Source organism: Pseudoalteromonas piratica (assembly GCF_000788395.1).
In the GTDB taxonomy this organism is placed as follows: Bacteria; Pseudomonadota; Gammaproteobacteria; order Enterobacterales; family Alteromonadaceae; genus Pseudoalteromonas; species Pseudoalteromonas piratica.
The window spans coordinates 227,550-244,729 of record NZ_CP009888.1; the positions used below are offsets into that span (position 1 = coordinate 227,550).

Annotated in this window: 12 protein-coding genes; 6 read left to right on the forward strand and 6 right to left on the reverse strand. The window is 41.6% G+C overall.

Annotation, left to right across the window (positions count from 1 at the left end):
• Window positions 1-24: 24 nt before the first annotated feature.
• A complete protein-coding gene (locus tag OM33_RS00975) occupies window positions 25-534 on the reverse strand; it encodes a DUF2780 domain-containing protein (RefSeq protein WP_038637554.1) in 510 nt (169 codons plus the stop codon).
• A gap of 371 nt (window positions 535-905) precedes the next feature.
• A complete protein-coding gene (gene purL / locus OM33_RS00980) occupies window positions 906-4,790 on the reverse strand; it encodes a phosphoribosylformylglycinamidine synthase (protein WP_038637556.1) in 3,885 nt (1,294 codons plus the stop codon).
• Between the two features lie 204 nt (window positions 4,791-4,994).
• Between purL and mltF the strand changes: the two genes are divergently transcribed.
• Both mltF and OM33_RS22445 read left to right on the forward strand, forming a co-directional pair.
• Entirely contained in the window at window positions 4,995-6,341 is a 1,347-nt protein-coding gene (gene mltF / locus OM33_RS00985) for a membrane-bound lytic murein transglycosylase MltF (RefSeq protein ID WP_038637560.1), read from the forward strand.
• Between the two features lie 143 nt (window positions 6,342-6,484).
• On the forward strand, window positions 6,485-6,634 hold the full coding sequence (locus OM33_RS22445; RefSeq protein WP_199922475.1) for a hypothetical protein: 150 nt from the start codon (window positions 6,485-6,487) through the stop codon (window positions 6,632-6,634).
• On the opposite strand, the gene tadA is transcribed toward OM33_RS22445, so the two are convergent.
• Window positions 6,631-7,131 carry a tRNA adenosine(34) deaminase TadA gene (gene tadA / locus OM33_RS00990; RefSeq protein ID WP_081991103.1) on the reverse strand — a complete coding sequence of 167 codons (501 nt, stop codon included), beginning with the start codon at window positions 7,129-7,131 and terminating at the stop codon, window positions 6,631-6,633. The two genes, OM33_RS22445 and tadA, sit on opposite strands and share 4 nt — an antisense overlap.
• 181 nt (window positions 7,132-7,312) lie before the next feature.
• Here tadA and OM33_RS00995 point away from each other — a divergent pair, with 181 nt between their 5' ends.
• Window positions 7,313-8,617, forward strand: a complete 1,305-nt coding sequence (locus OM33_RS00995; RefSeq protein ID WP_038637568.1) for an inosine/guanosine kinase — start codon at window positions 7,313-7,315, stop codon at window positions 8,615-8,617.
• A 733-nt stretch (window positions 8,618-9,350) separates the two neighbouring features.
• Here the strand turns inward: OM33_RS00995 and OM33_RS01000 are convergent.
• On the reverse strand, window positions 9,351-10,559 hold the full coding sequence (locus tag OM33_RS01000; protein ID WP_038637571.1) for an alkaline phosphatase family protein: 1,209 nt from the start codon (window positions 10,557-10,559) through the stop codon (window positions 9,351-9,353).
• Window positions 10,560-10,769: 210 nt separating this feature from the next.
• Between OM33_RS01000 and hemH the strand changes: the two genes are divergently transcribed.
• Window positions 10,770-11,789, forward strand: coding sequence for a ferrochelatase (hemH, locus tag OM33_RS01005; protein WP_038637574.1), 1,020 nt, complete (start codon window positions 10,770-10,772; stop codon window positions 11,787-11,789).
• Between the two features lie 63 nt (window positions 11,790-11,852).
• On the opposite strand, the gene OM33_RS01010 is transcribed toward hemH, so the two are convergent.
• Window positions 11,853-12,788: a porin gene (locus OM33_RS01010; RefSeq protein ID WP_038637577.1), complete on the reverse strand. Its 936-nt coding sequence runs from the start codon at window positions 12,786-12,788 to the stop codon at window positions 11,853-11,855.
• A 289-nt stretch (window positions 12,789-13,077) separates the two neighbouring features.
• Here OM33_RS01010 and OM33_RS01015 point away from each other — a divergent pair, with 289 nt between their 5' ends.
• Window positions 13,078-14,313 (forward strand): GGDEF domain-containing response regulator, encoded by a 1,236-nt coding sequence (locus OM33_RS01015; RefSeq protein ID WP_038637581.1) that lies wholly within the window; start codon window positions 13,078-13,080, stop codon window positions 14,311-14,313.
• Window position 14,314: 1 nt separating this feature from the next.
• Here the strand turns inward: OM33_RS01015 and rarD are convergent, their stop codons facing one another.
• Complete coding sequence (gene rarD, locus OM33_RS01020; protein ID WP_038637584.1) at window positions 14,315-15,193, reverse strand: EamA family transporter RarD; 879 nt, start codon at window positions 15,191-15,193, stop codon at window positions 14,315-14,317.
• A gap of 158 nt (window positions 15,194-15,351) precedes the next feature.
• Between rarD and recQ the strand changes: the two genes are divergently transcribed.
• Window positions 15,352-17,175 carry a DNA helicase RecQ gene (gene recQ, locus OM33_RS01025; RefSeq protein ID WP_052140846.1) on the forward strand — a complete coding sequence of 608 codons (1,824 nt, stop codon included), beginning with the start codon at window positions 15,352-15,354 and terminating at the stop codon, window positions 17,173-17,175.
• Window positions 17,176-17,180: the final 5 nt, after the last annotated feature.

Below are 17,180 nucleotides of genomic sequence, written 5' to 3' on the forward strand. Positions count from 1 at the left end.
AACTTGAATAAACGGGTTGCCATTTTATAAAAAGCTTAACCCTTGTTTAAGCATTTCAGCTTCTTTGCTATAGCCATTTTGTGCAAGATATCCCGTAAGCGTGCCGATTAGCATAGGCACTTGCTCTTTTGGAATGCCAATACTTTCAAACGCACTGTCTAAATAACCTAGACTTAATGCCTTTTTCCCTGAACTATCACTACCACCTAGCATCGAAGATAGTGACGATGTTGACGACTTAGGCGCAGCCTCTAAATATGAATTCATATCAGGAAGGGCTTTACTAATTAAACCAAAATCATCAACATTGATATGATCTTTCGCGACTTTTAACAGTGCACCAAGACCTGCATTTACTGACTCTTCAGATAACCCAAGTTGCTGTGCAGCTAAGCCAGCCAAAACACTTGATGATGGCTGAACTGTTTTCTGTTTAGCTGTTGGGTCCTTCACAATACTTGATAAATCGACTGCAGCAACCTGCGTTGAACATACAGCCACCGCAATTGAAGCTAATAACATACATTTTTTCATCTTATTCCCTAATTTATTGGTCTTGGGTACAAATCAAAATACTATCAAGTTAAAAACTGTTTAGGAAACTGCTTTTTCAAAAACAAAAAAGGCCACCGAAGTGACCTTTTTTATACTACAGAGTTCTCAATTAACCCACGTTCTTACGTGCGTTGCGGAACATGCGCATCCATGGGCTGTCATCGTTCCACTCTTCTTTTGGGTATCGCTGCCAAGAGTTAGCTTTCTTAAAAAACAAAAAAGGCCACCGAAGTGACCTTTCAATTAAATCAAGTTGAGGCAGTGCAGACTAATTCGTCCTGAAGCTGCGGCCCGGCTTTTCCTCCCTGAAAAGCGTTCGACTAACTGCGAAAATTCGTTTCGGTTCAGTCTCACCCAACATTCTTACGTGCATTGCGGAACATGCGCATCCATGGACTATCTTCTTTCCACTCATCTGGGTGCCAAGAGTTAGCAACTGCACGGAATACACGCTCAGGGTGTGGCATCATGACTGTTGCGCGACCATCTGTTGACGTGATACCGGTAATACCTTCAGGTGAACCATTCGGGTTGTTCGGGTACTGCGTAGTAGGCTTACCAAAGTTATCAACGTACTGAACTGCAACTGTGCCAGACGCAAGCGCTGCTTTAACTGCCGCATCATTTGCAAACTCAGCATGACCTTCACCGTGAGATACCGCGATTGGCATACGCGAGCCAGCCATACCTTGGAAGAATACTGACGGACTTTCTTGTACTTCAACAAGGCTGAAACGTGCTTCAAAACGCTCTGACTTGTTAGTTACAAAACGTGGCCAGTGTTCAGTACCCGGGATAAGCTCTTTCAGAGTTGATAACATCTGACAGCCGTTACACACACCTAAGCTGAACGTGTCTTGACGCTCAAAGAATGTTTGGAACTGATCGCGTGCCATGTCATTGAAAAGAATTGACTTAGCCCAACCTTCACCAGCACCTAGTACGTCACCGTAAGAGAAACCACCACATGCTACAAGGCCTTTAAACTCTTCTAGCGTTAGGCGACCTTCAAGAATATCACTCATGTGCACGTCAACTGCAGCAAAACCTGCACGGTTAAATGCTGCTGCCATTTCAACGTGAGAGTTAACACCTTGCTCACGTAGGATTGCCATCTTAGGCTTAGCACCTGTAGCAATGTAAGGTGCAGCTACGTCTTCGTTTAGGTCAAAGCTTAGTTTAACGTTAAGACCCGGATCTTTTTCGTCAAACTTAGCATCAAATTCTTGCTTAGCACACTCAGGGTTATCACGAAGTGCTTGCATCTTGTAGGTTGTTTCAGCCCAAATAGTACGAAGTTCAGTACGCGTATTTGCAAGTACAACTTCGCCGCCACGGTTGAAGATAATTTTGTCTTCAGTGTTTAGTACACCGATAGTGTGGCTGATTGCCGCAAGACCGTTATCTGCAAGAATAGCTTCAACTGCTGCAAGGTCGTCGTTGCAAACCTGAATAACCGCACCTAGTTCTTCGTTATAAAGTGCTTCGATATCAGAGCCTGTTAGGTTATCAAGGTTTACAGTCACACCTGTGCGACCAGCAAATGCCATTTCAGCGACAGTTGTAAATAAACCACCGTCTGAACGGTCGTGGTAAGCAAGGAGCTTCTCGTCAGCAACAAGTGCTTGCATTGCGTTGTAGAAGCCTTTTAATAGCTCTGGGCTATCAACGTCAGGCGTCTTATCACCAAGCTGCTTGTAAACCTGTGCAAGGCTTGATGCACCCATACGGTTTTGACCGGCACCTAAGTCAACTAGGATTAGGCTTGAGTCACCTTTATCTGTACGAAGCTGAGGTGTAACTGTTTTACGAATGTCTTCTACACGGCCAAATGCAGTGATTACTAGAGAAAGAGGCGCTGTAACCGCTTTATCTTCACCGTCATCTTGCCATGTTGTCTTCATTGACATTGAGTCTTTACCAACTGGAATCGTTAGACCAAGTGCTGGGCATAACTCTTCACCCACAGCTTTAACAGCTTCGTAAAGACCTGCGTCTTCACCAGGGTGACCCGCTGCTGCCATCCAGTTTGCAGATAACTTGATGTTCTCAAGACCACCAATGTTTGCGCCAGCAATGTTCGTTAACGCTTCTGCTACTGCTAAACGTGCTGATGCACCATAGTTTAGAAGTGCCGCAGGCGTGCGCTCACCCATTGACATAGCTTCACCGTGGTAAGTGTCAAACGCTGCAGCTGTTACAGCACAGTTTGCTACTGGTACCTGCCATGGACCAACCATTTGGTCACGTGCTACTAAACCAGTTACCGTACGGTCACCAATGGTGATAAGGAATGTTTTCTCAGCGATAGTTGGTAGACGAAGTAAACGCTTAGCAGCATCGAGTACGTCAATGCTATCTGTTTTAAGTGCTTCACCTTCAACTTGCTTTGACTCAACATCACGATGCATCTTAGGTGCTTTACCAAGTAGTACTTCAAGAGGAAGATCAACTGGGTTGTTATCAAAATGGCTATCTGCAACTGTTAGGTGGCGCTCTTCTGTTGCTTCACCAATTACAGCGTACTGTGCACGCTCACGCTTACAAATTTCTTCAAAACGTGCGAAGTCTTCTGCCGCGACAGCCAATACGTAACGCTCTTGTGATTCGTTACACCAGATTTCGTGTGGTGCCATGCCCGGCTCATCGTTCGGGATGTTACGTAGTTGGAATTTACCACCACGGCCACCGTCGTCTACAAGCTCAGGGAATGCGTTTGAAAGACCACCCGCGCCCACATCGTGGATAAACGCGATTGGGTTTTCGTCACCTAGCTGCCAACACTTGTCGATAACTTCCTGACAACGGCGTTCCATCTCTGGGTTTTCACGCTGTACAGAGGCAAAGTCTAAGTCTTCGTTTGACTGACCTGATGCCATTGATGATGCAGCACCACCACCCAGACCGATGTTCATCGCAGGGCCGCCTAGCGCAATTAGCTTAGCGCCTACAGGGATTTCACCTTTTTGTACGTGTTCAGTACGAATGTTACCTAGACCACCTGCAAGCATGATTGGCTTGTGGTAACCACGTACCTCTTCACCGTTGTGGCTGTTAACTTTTTCTTCGTAAGTACGGAAGTAACCAAGTAGGTTAGGACGACCAAATTCGTTGTTAAATGCCGCGCCACCAAGTGGGCCGTCGATCATGATGTCTAATGCATCAACGATACGGCCAGGCTTACCAAAGTTAGTTTCCCACGGCTGCTCAAAACCTGGAATGCGAAGGTTAGATACAGTAAAACCAACTAGACCTGCCTTTGGCTTAGAACCACGGCCTGTTGCGCCTTCGTCACGGATTTCACCGCCAGAACCAGTCGATGCGCCAGAGAATGGTGCAATTGCCGTTGGGTGGTTATGCGTTTCAACCTTCATCAAGATTTCAATGTTCTCTTGATTGTAGCTGTACTCACCTTCTTTATTAGGGAAGAAACGACCCGCTTTAGAACCCTTCATTACCGCTGCGTTATCTTTGTAAGCAGACAGTACGTTTTCTGGGTGCGTTTCGTAAGTATTCTTGATCATTTTGAACAGCGACTTAGGCTGTTCTACGCCGTCGATTGTCCAATCAGCGTTGAAAATTTTGTGACGACAGTGCTCTGAGTTCGCCTGTGCGAACATGAATAGCTCGATGTCGTTCGGGTTACGTCCTAGTTTTGTGAAGTTTTCTACTAGGTAATCAATTTCGTCATCAGCTAATGCAAAACCTTGCTCAACATTTGCAGTCACAAGCGCTTCACGACCACCGCCAAGAATGTCTACTGATGACATTGGGCGCGGCTCTTCAACGCGGAATAACTGACCTGCATCTTCAAGGCTGTTATGAACAGACTCTGTCATACGGTCATGAACTAGCTTAGCAACGTCATTTAATTGCTCTGCAGATAAATTACCTTCAACGTAGTAAGCAATACCACGCTCAACACGGTGAACTTTGTCTAAACCACAGTTGTTAGCAATATCAGTTGCCTTTGATGCCCATGGAGAAATGGTACCAATGCGCGGCGTCACTAAAATAAGTGCACCTTCAGGCGTATGTTCAGTAATGGTCGGGCCATACTTTAATAGCTTATTTAGTTTGTCTAACTCAGACTCTGAAAGTTCTGCTGTTAGATCAGCAAAATGCATAAACTCAGCGTAAACACCAGTCACTGGTAAATTGGCGTCAGCGCAGGTTTTAAGGATCTTTTGAACTTTAAAATCAGAAAGTGCAGGTGCACCACGTAGGATCAACATAGGTATTTTCATCCGGGGTTAAGGATTGAACGAAGATTTATGGGCGCACATTATAGTGGAAAATGACATGAGATTTAAATAAAAATCAAAAAATAGACAAAAATAGGCAAATTCATTTTTTATGTATAGGACATTAGTCCTCGTGACGATAGTGACTTTATCTGTTATAACAAGCTAGTAGGGGCAATTTATTTTAGGATTCGAGTGCTTAAACGCGTTGTAATTACAATCATTATTTTTTTACTGGCCGCTTGCAGCGAACCTGTTGCAGAAACCCATCTTGGTCAAATTAAACAAAAAGATAAAGTGCGTATTGGCACATTAGCTGGTGAAAGTACTTATTACATCAGCGCTGATGGTGAGCTAGGTTTTGAATATGAGCTTGCACAAGCATTTGCTAACTTTATTGGTACTGAGCTCGAAATCATCCCTTTTTTCTCTATAAAAGACATGCTGAACAAGTTAGAAAAAGGACAAATCGACATACTTGCGTCAGGCCTTACACTCAACAATTCACGTATCGAACAGTTTCGCTTCGCGCCTGAATATCGCTCGATAAGCCAAAAACTAGTGTATAAACAAGGACGCAAACGTCCTCGCAACTTTTCACAACTTGATGCCCCAGTGACGGTTATAGCCAAAAGCGCCCATGCGGCCAGCTTGCTAAAAGCCAGAAGTAAGTTTGAAAACTTACGCTGGATAGAAACGGATGAATTTGACGAAGCGGAATTATTACAAGGCATAATTGATGGCAAATTTGACTATACCATTGCCGACTCACACACTTTGGCGCTGTTTCGTCGCTATCACCCTGAGCTAAGTATTGCCTTTTCAGTAACGAGAGAAGAACCTGTTGCGTGGATGCTTAAACAAAGTGATGATGATAGCCTTTATGCGTTAACGATAGAATTTTTTGGTTTTGCTCAAACCTCAGGTTTATTGCAAAACCTAGAAGAAAAATATTTTGGTCATGTACGCCAATTTAATTACATCAACACTCTCGCTTATATTGAAGCTGTTCGCGATATATTGCCCAAATATAAAGATTGGTTTAAGCAATATTCTCGCAGTCTCGACTGGCGCTTGCTCGCTGCTGTAAGTTATCAAGAATCGATGTGGGACCCTCGCGCAAAATCGCCAACCGGTGTACGTGGCATTATGATGTTAACCTTACCTACGGCTAAATCCGTTGGCGTTAAAAACCGCTTAGAGCCAGAACAAAATATTCGCGGCGGCGGTATCTACCTAGAAAAGCTTATTAATCGCGTGCCAGACCGTATTCAAGAACCTGATCGGACTTGGCTTGCACTTGCCGCCTACAATGTAGGATTTGGTCATATGGAAGATGCACGCGTGCTAACCGAAAAAGCGGGCGGCGATCCTGATAAATGGGCTGATGTTAAAAAACACTTACCCTTGCTAATCAAAAAGCGCTACTATCGAGACACTAAGTACGGCTTTGCTCGTGGTGATGTTGCAGTAAAATACGTCGATAATATTCGTCGCTATTACGATACATTAGTGTGGTTAGATGAAAATCAAGCCGATTAATTCACTTTGCAAACTCATAGTCACTTGAAATCGACTTTCTAAGCACACACTGTCATAGAAGTGTCACAATTAAAAAATAAACTTATATATGAAGATAAACTTCACAGATAACAGCTCTTCATATTTTTTCCTAAGGGGAAACTATGCTAAAAACGCGTAGAAAATTCAAAATTAAGCACAACACGGTGAATGCCTGTGCTACTCGTCGTCGCATTGCTAGACGAAATACCCATCGAAAAATTCTTGAACGTCGCAGAGCGTTTAATTTATTACTTGAAGTAGAAAACAGTTAATCTTGACTGCTAGCCGCTTTTTTAGCGGCTTTAATTTCTGCACGACGTCTTTTAAAAAATGACGATAACTTTTCGCTACACTGCTGACCCAATACTCCTGAGGTCACATCAATTTGATGATTTAACTTTTCATGTCGTGTTAAATCCATAATACTGCCCGCACAACCTGTCTTCTCATCACTTGCACCAAATACTAAGCGCTTAATGCGACTGTGAACCAGTAATCCCGCGCACATAGGACACGGCTCCAAAGTGACATACAGAGTACAATCGAGCATGCGATAGTTTTCTATTTTCTTACCCGCTTGGCGAATCGCTAACATTTCAGCATGCGCTGATGGGTCATGTTCAGTAATTGATAAGTTATACCCTTCAGCAATAATTTGGTTATCTTGCACAACAATTGCACCTACAGGTATTTCACCATGCTGCTCTGCAATATCTGCACGTTTCAGCGCTTCAGCCATCCAATATTCATCACTAAACTCAGGGTACATAATTACTCGAATTAATTTAAAAACGTCGCTCATATTTTACCAAGTTAAAAAGATTCCTGCATTGTTAACTCTTTTTCTTAGAATTTTTTAAAATAAAGGGCTAATGTCATAGTTATTGAATTATTTTTTAGGCTATAATCCGCCGCCATTTTGCACGACGCCAAAGCAATGTAGAAACAAGATGAAATTTCCTGGACGACGCAGACACAAACACTACTTTCCAGTGGAAGAAAAAGATCCGCTTACAAACGTGATCACGCAAGACAATAGACTTGCACGTAACTATATAGTGGGAATAGACCAAATCGTGGTCGATATTGAAGCCAAAGTGGATCAAGCTTTTCTTGATGAATTTGGTTTACGTCGCGGTATGTCGCAGGTAATGGACGACGATACCACCAATGCACTTTACGCACGCCTAAAAGATCATAATATGATTGATTATGAATTTGCAGGTGGCACAATCGGTAATACCATGCACAATTATTCAGTGCTCTCGGATGACCGTTCAGTACTGCTTGGTGTGATGTGTGAAAACATAAAAATTGGTAGCTACGCCTACCGCTTTGTTAGTAAAACCTCGACTCGTGTAGATTTAGAACATTTACAACCCGTCGACGGCCCAATTGGTCGCTGTTTTACCCTCATTGATGAAAGTGGTGAGCGCACCTTTGCTATTAGCCCAGGGTTAATGAATCGCCTTCGCCCCGAATCTATTTCTCAAGACCTTATTGCCAACTCTTCAGCTTTAGTTATTTCTGCGTATTTAATGCGAACAGAAGGTGAAGACACCATGACCGAAGCAGCTCTTAAAGCTGTTGAGTATGCAAATGCGGCAAATGTGCCAGTAGTGCTTAGTCTGGGCACCAAGTTTTTAATTGAACAAGATCCACAGTGGTGGCAAAACTTTGTCAAAAATCATGTTGATATTCTTGCCATGAACGAAGAAGAAGGTTTTGCAATTACTGGTTTTGAAGACCCATTATTAGCAGCTGATAAAGCGCTTGATTGGGTCGATATGGTCATCTGCACCGCAGGTGCACAGGGCATGTTCTTAGCAAGCTACATTGATGATTGCTGGAAACGTCAAACCGAGCACCAATTAATGCCAGGGAGCATTCCTGACTTTAATAAATTCGAATACTCACGCGCGATGCGCCGCAAAGACTGTGAAAACCCAGTAAAAATTTATACCCATACAGCACCATACATGGGCGGACCTGACTACATTAAAAACACTAATGGTGCAGGCGATGGTGCACTTGCAGCGGTATTGCATGACATTAGTGCCAATGTATATCACCAAATGAATGTGCCAAATTCAAGTAAGCATAAAATTAACGCTTTAACTTACTCTTCGCTCTCTCAAATCAGTAAATACGCAAACCGTGTTAGTTATGAAGTGTTAGTACAACACTCTCCAAGACTGACTCGAGGCCTGCCTGAACGCGAAGACAGCTTACAACAAGCCTACTGGGAACAGTGATAATCAACGTAATAATAAAGCCCGCAAAAATGCGGGCTTTTTGTTGCTTGAAACAAAGGAGATAAGAAACTAGAGCGTGTTGATCTTTGTGGTCTAAATTCTGTTCAAATCCAAAGCTTTTTGATCGCGCCGTTGCTTTGTAGGCCTCGAGCTAAGTCAAGAAGCAACAACAAAGAACAAAACGCTTTGGGTTGAACCTGTTAGGCAGCGCTTGTTTGGCGTTTATACTACGTTGCCCTGCATGGACGTAGGGTAAGGTGACTTTGCAGGAGCACAAAGTCTTTATCGTTCATTTATGTAGAGCAACTACACTACAATCACTCTACCTTATCTAAATGCCAAACAAACTGCTGCAGAAATAGACAGCAAAGGTCAACACGCTCTAAATCGCAGCTTACTGATTTAAAATTAACCTTCGCTTAATTTTTAGCATCTACATTTTAAGCAAAAAAAAAGCTCGCATAAATGCGAGCTTAAGTGTTTGACGATTAATTCAAACAACAAGGAAAACATCCAAGGGAGATTGGAAATCTTATAAAACACTATAATCAGAGTTAACTTAACCCAACCTTAACTAAGCCTTACGCATCGTAATCAACAAAAGCTAAATTTTGACATAAAAAAAACCCGCTAATAATAGCGGGTAAAATGATGTAATCATCAACAAGGGAAATTAAGTCCAAGGGAGATTGGAACTTGAAACCACTTTACGCTTTTTAAACTTAACACAAACTTAATTAACTGACTTATTTAACGCTTGCGCTAAACTTTTACCATCGCTATCCACTGGTGAGAGCAGCTTTAATCCCATCACTTTTGCAATCGTTGGGTAAACATCCAAATTTGGAATTTCACCCAGTGTTATATTCTGCTTAAATGCAGGGCCCTTAGCGATAAATAACGCGCCCATTTCTTGGGTATACGCATAACCATGAGTACCTAAGTATTTAGATTCACCCTCAAAAGAGAAGGTTTTCGGCGCAACTGTTTCAATTATAATATCAGCATCACGAGGACCAAATTTAATGCCTCGCTCAGCTAACGTTGCTTTATCCAATACTGTGTATCGCCCTTTCGCTTGTTCAGCTAAATGCTTTTCAATATCTGAAATAGCAACCTTGGATTTTGGCTTTTTATAAAGCTGCACACGGGTATACGAGTTTTTAATTACAAAATCGCTTTCTGAAATACCCAGCTGGTTAATCTCGATTGTTTGTTTTGGATCCACTTCAGACATACCGTGGTCTGACACCAGTACTAAGTTGATATTAAGATCGTCAAACTGTGCTAAGCGCTTATCAAGTTGGGCTATTAACGCATCCACTTGTTGCACAGCATCAAACGTTTGCTTAGCATTAGGTCCGTGATCATGCCCCATAGAATCAACAATCGAGAAATAACTCGCAATAAATCGTGGTCTTTGCGCTTCTGGTAAACTCAACCACTCAACAATTTGGTCGATCCGACGTTGATAATCGCTATGTTGTGAATAGTGATAAAAATAACTTGGTGTGCGGCCATTAAAGCGCGCATCTGACTCAGGCCAAAAATAGGTTGCAGCTTTCACGCCTTGCATCTCAGCTAAATTCCATAGCGGCATACCATTTAACCAAGTACTATCTTTACCCCCTTTGCCCATGCTGTAACATTCATTGCGGTTTTTATCGCAAAAGCGATTATCAATAATGCCATGATTTGCAGGCTGTAAACCGGTAATAATCGAAATATGATTAGGAAATGTTTTAGTGGGATAAACCGGCATCATGCGCTCAGCTCGCACGCCTGCTTTGGCTATTTTTGCTAAATTTTTTGCCTGATGCTTTTCAATATAGTCCCAGCGAAAGCCATCCAGAGAAATTAAAACTACGGTTTGCTCTTTAGCAAACGCGACTGTATTAAAGGCATTAATTAGCACAAGAAATAAGATAGCTATTTTTTTCATCTGCTTCACTCAATTTAAGATTTGCCACATCTAACCCCCTTGCATCAAAAATGTCTAGGGTATATGTCCGAACAATTAAAATATCCTATTTTAGAAACAATCAATTGGATTAAAGAGTGATCTTAATAAGCTAACAGTGCGTAATGTCGGCAATTTTATAAAAAGATTTGGTACAATCTTTTTAATTTAGCAACTTAAGTAAGGGTTAACGTGTCTCGATTCACCGCCGTCACAGAAGAACCGCATAAACGATTTCATAAAAAAACAGCTGTGTTATTAACTAACTTAGGTAGCCCTGATGCCCCAACGGCAAAAGCACTAAGAACCTATTTAGCTGAATTTCTATCGGATCCACGTATTGTCGAAATCCCACGTGTACTTTGGAAAATCATTTTACACGGCATCATTTTGCGTATTCGTCCAAAGCGTTCTGCGAAACTCTATGCAGGAATTTGGACAGAGCAAGGTTCACCACTACTGGTTTACAGTAAAAAGCAGCAAGCCAAGCTGGCAAGCTTACTGGCTGAAAAAGGACTGGATCACGCTGAAGTATTTTTAGCAATGCGTTACGGCAACCCTTCGATGAAGTCAGTACTCGAAGACATTCGTGAAAAAGGTTACCAAAAAATTGTGGTGCTCCCGCTATACCCGCAATACAGTGGCTCAACAACGGGTTCAACCTTTGACGCAATTAGTCGCGAACTGATTAATTGGCGCTGGGTGCCAGAACTACATTTTATCAATGGCTATCAAGATAATCCGCATTATATAGATGCGCTTGCTACAAGCATTAAAGAAGACCTAGATAAGCATGGCATGCCTGAAAAATTAGTGCTTAGCTACCATGGCACGCCTAAGTTCTTCCTAGAAAAAGGTGATCCTTATTATTGTTTTTGCCAAATGACTACGCGTTTGGTGGTTGAAAAGCTTGGCCTTAATAAAAACGACGTAATCACCACCTTTCAAAGCCGTTTTGGTAAAGCGGAATGGTTAAAGCCTTACACCGATGAAACCCTTGAAAAGCTTGCTAAAGAAGATGGCATCAAAAACATTGCTATTGCCAGCCCTGCATTTAGCTCTGATTGTTTAGAAACACTTGAAGAGTTAGAGGAAGAAAACCGCGAAGTATTCGAACATGCCGGTGGTGAGCATTATCGCTATATCCCCGCATTAAATGACCGCGATGACCATATTGAAGCGTTTTATCAAATAATAAAGCAGTATTTATAATTAACCGCTTTCAAAAACAAAAAAACCCAGCATTTGCTGGGTTTTTCGTTTAATACAGTTCGATTAGAACTTGTATTCCATACCGATTGCAAGGTAATCGTTATCTGTTGTTTCGTCTTTCTCTTGCATTGTGTAGAAAGCGAATAATTTAGCATTTTTGTTAAGTTTGTAATCAACACCAACTGATGTTGCAACTTTGTCGTCTTTATCTGCGTCATACTCAAGTACTTGGTATTGCGCTTTTAACGTGTAATCGTTAATTTTGTATGCTGCGTTTACTAAGAAACCGTCTGCTGACTCAGAACCGTCAACCTTCTCTTGTGTTTGATACATAGCACCAAGTTTTACACCTGCTACTTTGCCCTGGATTGAACCACGAACAACATCATAGCCTTTTACTTCACTATCCATTGCTACAGAAGCATAAAATGCAGATTTTTTAAGGCCTTTATCGCCATACGTTACTGCCGCTGAATAACCATTGTCAGCGTCAGCTGCGTCTTCAGCAATTAATGAACCAATAACTTGGAAGCCGTTAAACTTAGGTGTTTTGTAGGTGATTGAGTCACCCATACGATTTTCACCTTTGAAAACGTTTTTAATATCGCCTTCAAGGTCATTAAATTGGTCAAGTTTACCTTGTGACTGTTTTAATGCTGTATCGTTACGACCGATCAGTACTTCACCAAAACCGCCTTGTAAACCAACATATTGGTTACGTGATTTTAGATGGTCATCACTGCTATTTGCTGCATCAGACATATCAACTTGCCACTCAAGCTTATAAACAACTTTTAAGCCTGACTCTTCACTTAGTGTCTCACTACCTTTTACACCGAAACGCGATGCGTTACTTTTAATTTCAGTGAATGAACCTTCGCCTTCATCACTGTTTTGAACTGTAACATTCGCTTTACCATAAACATTCACATCTGCGATTGCAGGTGCCGAAAGTGCAGCTAATAAAGATAAAGCAAGGGGAGCCTTAACATTTTTCATGTGAAAACCTCTAAAGAGAAAATTAAATTTGTAATCAATTTGAACGAGGCGAAGTGTGTCACCACAAAGTGACAGAAATATTACACCTGACATTTTTTTTTAATTTTTCTGAATTATTTTTGTAATTAATGCCGTTTTTACTGAATTGAGAAGGTATTTCCGCATTAAAAAAAGTGACATTTATCTGCAACACTCTTGTCAGCAAGCAATAAATTCACAAAATATCTTCACAGAGTTAGCTATTGCCTCTAAACTGAAACTATAATTAAAAATAAACATATCGATCAAAGTGCTACCCAAACTACTGTTAATTGAAGATAACCCTTCTATCTCAAAAATTCAGCGCCACGTTGCCTTACGCATTGGCTATCATGTTGATGTCGCCGACAGCCTTGCCGCAGCAATCGATCTTATTGAAGTAAATGACTATTTTTGTGCAGTAGTTGATTATGTATTGCCAGATGCCCCAGGTGGTGAAGCCATCCCCCTGACTATTGGCGCATCAATACCCACCATTGTTATGACTGGCAAGCTGGATGATAAAACCCGCGATACGGTTATGCGCTACCCAGTAGTGGATTACATTACCAAAGAAAGTCGTCAGGCTTACCTTTACTTAGAAACACAACTCAAACGCTTACCGCGAAATGAAGATGTCCGTGTTTTAATTGTTGATGATTCTAAAAACACTCGTAACTATATTAAAAACCTGCTGCTGAGGCATAAATACCTAATTGCTCAAGCCAGTGATGGCGAAATGGCATTAGAACAATTAGAAAAGTTCGATGATATTAAAGTCATCATTACCGATAATGAAATGCCCAATATGAACGGCACAGCATTAACGAGTAAAATTCGCGAAAAATTTAACTCTGAAGACAAAGTCATTATTGGTATATCTGGTACTGATGATAATCGTGTGTCAGCTAACTTTCTCAAAAATGGCGCTGATGATTACCTGCGTAAACCTTTTTATCCTGAAGAGTTTTATTGTCGCGTTAGCCAAAACTTGGACATGCAAGAAAATATCGCAACCATTCGTCGCCAAGCTAATTCAGATTATTTAACAGGCTTACCAAATCGACGTTATTTCTTTGAGCAAGCTTCTAATTTACTCAAACGACAAAAGTTTGCACATCAAGTAGCCATGCTTGATATCGATCACTTTAAAGCGGTGAATGATAATTACGGTCATGATGCAGGTGATCTTGTACTCAAGGAGGTATCTCGTTTATTTGATACTATGTTTGGTAAGGAGCACCTTATCGCACGCCTTGGTGGAGAAGAGTTTGCAGTGTTGTTCAAAGATGAACAACATGAAAATAATCAGAGGCTATTAGATCAATTCAGAGATACGGTTAGCCAATTAGAAATCAACCACCAGCAAGAAACACTGAAAGTCACTATTTCAATTGGTGCTATCGTGCAAGATACACAGAACATTGATGAGTTACTTAAACCAGCCGATATCTACCTTTATCAAGCAAAAGAACAAGGCAGAAACCGGCTGATTATTGGCTCATAACTTATTTGTTTCGTTTGGCGTTACGATACGAATCAAAGCTAAATATTGCTAAGGCAGACCAAATAAAGCCAAAAGTAATCATGCGATCAACACTAAAAGTCTCACCATAAAACAGTACCGCCAAAATAAACATCAAGCTTGGTCCGATATATTGGAAAAAGCCTAAGGTTGAGTACTGAATACGACGTGCTGCCGCGGTAAAGCATAAAAGTGGCAGCGTGGTTACAATACCGGCACTCACTAATAACATATTAAGCGTCCAACTGTTGCCTGTTAGATCACTGGTAGGTGTTGCTAACCCCCACCAATAGATTAGCGCTACAGGTAACATAAATAACGATTCGATTAACAACCCAGGTAAAGTATCTACAGGTAATTTCTTGCGAATTAACCCATACAATGCAAACGAGCTTGCCAAGCTAAATGCAATAACCGGGAAAGAGCCAAAGCTGACAAGCTGAATAACCACGCCTGTCACTGCAAGCAACACAGCAAAAAGCTGCAACTTTCGTAATCGTTCAGATAAAAACACCACTCCCAATAACACATTAAGTAGTGGGTTAATGTAGTACCCTAAGCTGGCATCTAACATATGGTTATTATTTACGGCCCAAATGAATAATCCCCAATTAAAACCAAGTAACGCAGCACTAACCAGCAACCATCCGGCGGTTTTAACATTGAAAAGTGCACTACGCACTGCTTGCCATTTTTTTACAACAGTAAGAATTACCAAAAGAAATAACACAGACCACACCACACGATGCAATAAAATTTCCATTGCAGCGACATGATCGATTGCTTTGAAGTAAATAGGTGCTAATCCCCACATTAAAAATGCAGCGATGGCAAACATCACACCTTGCTTTTGACTTTGCATATCAAGAACTCATTAATTCAGGGAGCGCCAGTTTAGGGATCTGCTGTATTTAAGTAAAGACAGCACGACAAAAAGACTTTAGAATTAGCGCTTGTTGCACTTACTGCTATATCAGAAAACGCAAATAACATAATGCCAATCAAGTACATCTAAATGTAATGGATAATCAACTAGCGACCCAACAAATTGCCGAACACAATAACCCGCACGCGATATTGAATTCAGTGTTCGGTTATAAACAGTTTCGCGCTGGACAAGAACAAGTTATCGACGCTGTGCTAGCTGGCCAAGATTGCTTGGTATTAATGCCAACCGGTGGCGGAAAATCATTATGTTATCAAGTGCCCGCATTATTACTTCCCGGCATCACTATTGTCGTGTCACCGCTTATTTCCCTAATGCAAGATCAAGTTGCTCAATTAAAAGCACAAGGTGTTGCGGCTGCTTATATCAACCAGAGTCAATCGCGAGAAGAACAACAGCAGATTTATCAAGGCTTACACCAAGGGCAAATAAAAATCCTGTATGTCGCACCAGAACGTCTGTTAACAGATGACTTTCTCATGCGATTGCAACATTTACAGATCAGCTTATTTGCTATCGATGAGGCGCACTGTGTATCACATTGGGGTCATGATTTTCGACCACACTACTATCGTTTAGGGCAGTTAAAACAGCATTTTAGCCATATACCTGTGATGGCGCTCACCGCGACCGCAGATATAGCCACACGCACTGATATTGTGATGCAACTAGGCTTAGTAGATGCACATATTTACACAGGCAGCTTTGACCGCCCTAATATTCGTTACACGATAGAAGAAAAGTTTAAGCCATTGAGTCAGCTAATGCGCTTTTTAAAAGAGCAAAAAGGGCAAAGCGGTATTATCTATTGTTCTAGTCGCAAGCGTGTTGACGACATCGCTGAGAAGTTGGTTGATGCGGGCTATAACGCAGCATCTTATCACGCGGGACTTGAAAATGAGCAACGCACATTTGTGCAAAATGCATTTGCCCGTGATGATATTCATATTGTGGTGGCAACTGTCGCTTTTGGCATGGGGATTAATAAACCCAACGTGCGTTTTGTTATTCATTACGACATTCCTAAAAACATCGAATCTTATTATCAAGAAACTGGTCGCGCTGGCCGGGATGGTTTATCTGCTGAAGCGATTATGTATTTTGACCCAGCGGATGTACCTCGTGTTAAACGTTTTTTTGATGACATTCCCGATGAGCAACGTCGTAAGGTAGAAGAGCAACGCTTTAACGCCATGGCAAGCTTTGCTGAGGCACAAACTTGTCGCCGCCAAATATTGCTTAACTATTTTTCTGAATATCAAGGAAAACCCTGCGGTAACTGCGATATTTGCTTAAATCCGCCGAAACAGTTTAATGGTACAGAGCTCGCTCAAAAAGCCTTAAGTTGTGTTTACCGTGTTGAGCAAAAATTTGGCTTAGGCTACGTGATTGATGTGTTACGCGGTGCCAATACCATTCGCATCCGTGAAAACCAACATGATCAACTATCAACATTTGGCCTGGGTAAAGATAAGTCAGTTGAGTATTGGCTGAGTATTTTACGCCAACTGATACATCATGGTTTACTGCACCAAGACATTACGCAATCATCGAGCTTACGCTTAACCGAAGCTGCACGACCGGTTCTAAAAGGTGAATTTCAACTTCAATTAGCTGAACCTCGACTCGAAGTGAAACACGTTTACAAAGATAAACTTGCACGCTTTAACTACGACAAACAACTGTTTGCCAAACTACGAGGTCTGCGTAAAGAGTTAGCCGATGCTGAAGATGTGCCACCTTATGTTGTTTTCAGCGACGCGACACTTGCTGAGATGGCGCAACTCATGCCAACAAACGACGCAGAATTTTTAAAAGTATCGGGCGTTGGTTTTACCAAGTTAAACAAATATGGCGCCTACTTTATGAATGCCATTCGTAACCATTTAACCAGTTAATAGTT

Coding starts and splice junctions, on each gene's coding strand:
- OM33_RS01000 (WP_038637571.1), bottom strand. CDS start 10,559: ATGAAAAAAATAGCTATCTTATTTCTTGTGCTAATTAATGCCTTTAAT.
- OM33_RS00975 (WP_038637554.1), bottom strand. CDS start 534: ATGAAAAAATGTATGTTATTAGCTTCAATTGCGGTGGCTGTATGTTCA.
- OM33_RS22445 (WP_199922475.1), top strand. CDS start 6,485: ATGCTAAAAACGCGTAGAAAATTCAAAATTAAGCACAACACGGTGAAT.
- purL (WP_038637556.1), bottom strand. CDS start 4,790: ATGTTGATCCTACGTGGTGCACCTGCACTTTCTGATTTTAAAGTTCAA.
- OM33_RS01010 (WP_038637577.1), bottom strand. CDS start 12,788: ATGAAAAATGTTAAGGCTCCCCTTGCTTTATCTTTATTAGCTGCACTT.
- rarD (WP_038637584.1), bottom strand. CDS start 15,193: ATGCAAAGTCAAAAGCAAGGTGTGATGTTTGCCATCGCTGCATTTTTA.
- OM33_RS00995 (WP_038637568.1), top strand. CDS start 7,313: ATGAAATTTCCTGGACGACGCAGACACAAACACTACTTTCCAGTGGAA.
- tadA (WP_081991103.1), bottom strand. CDS start 7,131: ATGTACCCTGAGTTTAGTGATGAATATTGGATGGCTGAAGCGCTGAAA.
- recQ (WP_052140846.1), top strand. CDS start 15,352: ATGGATAATCAACTAGCGACCCAACAAATTGCCGAACACAATAACCCG.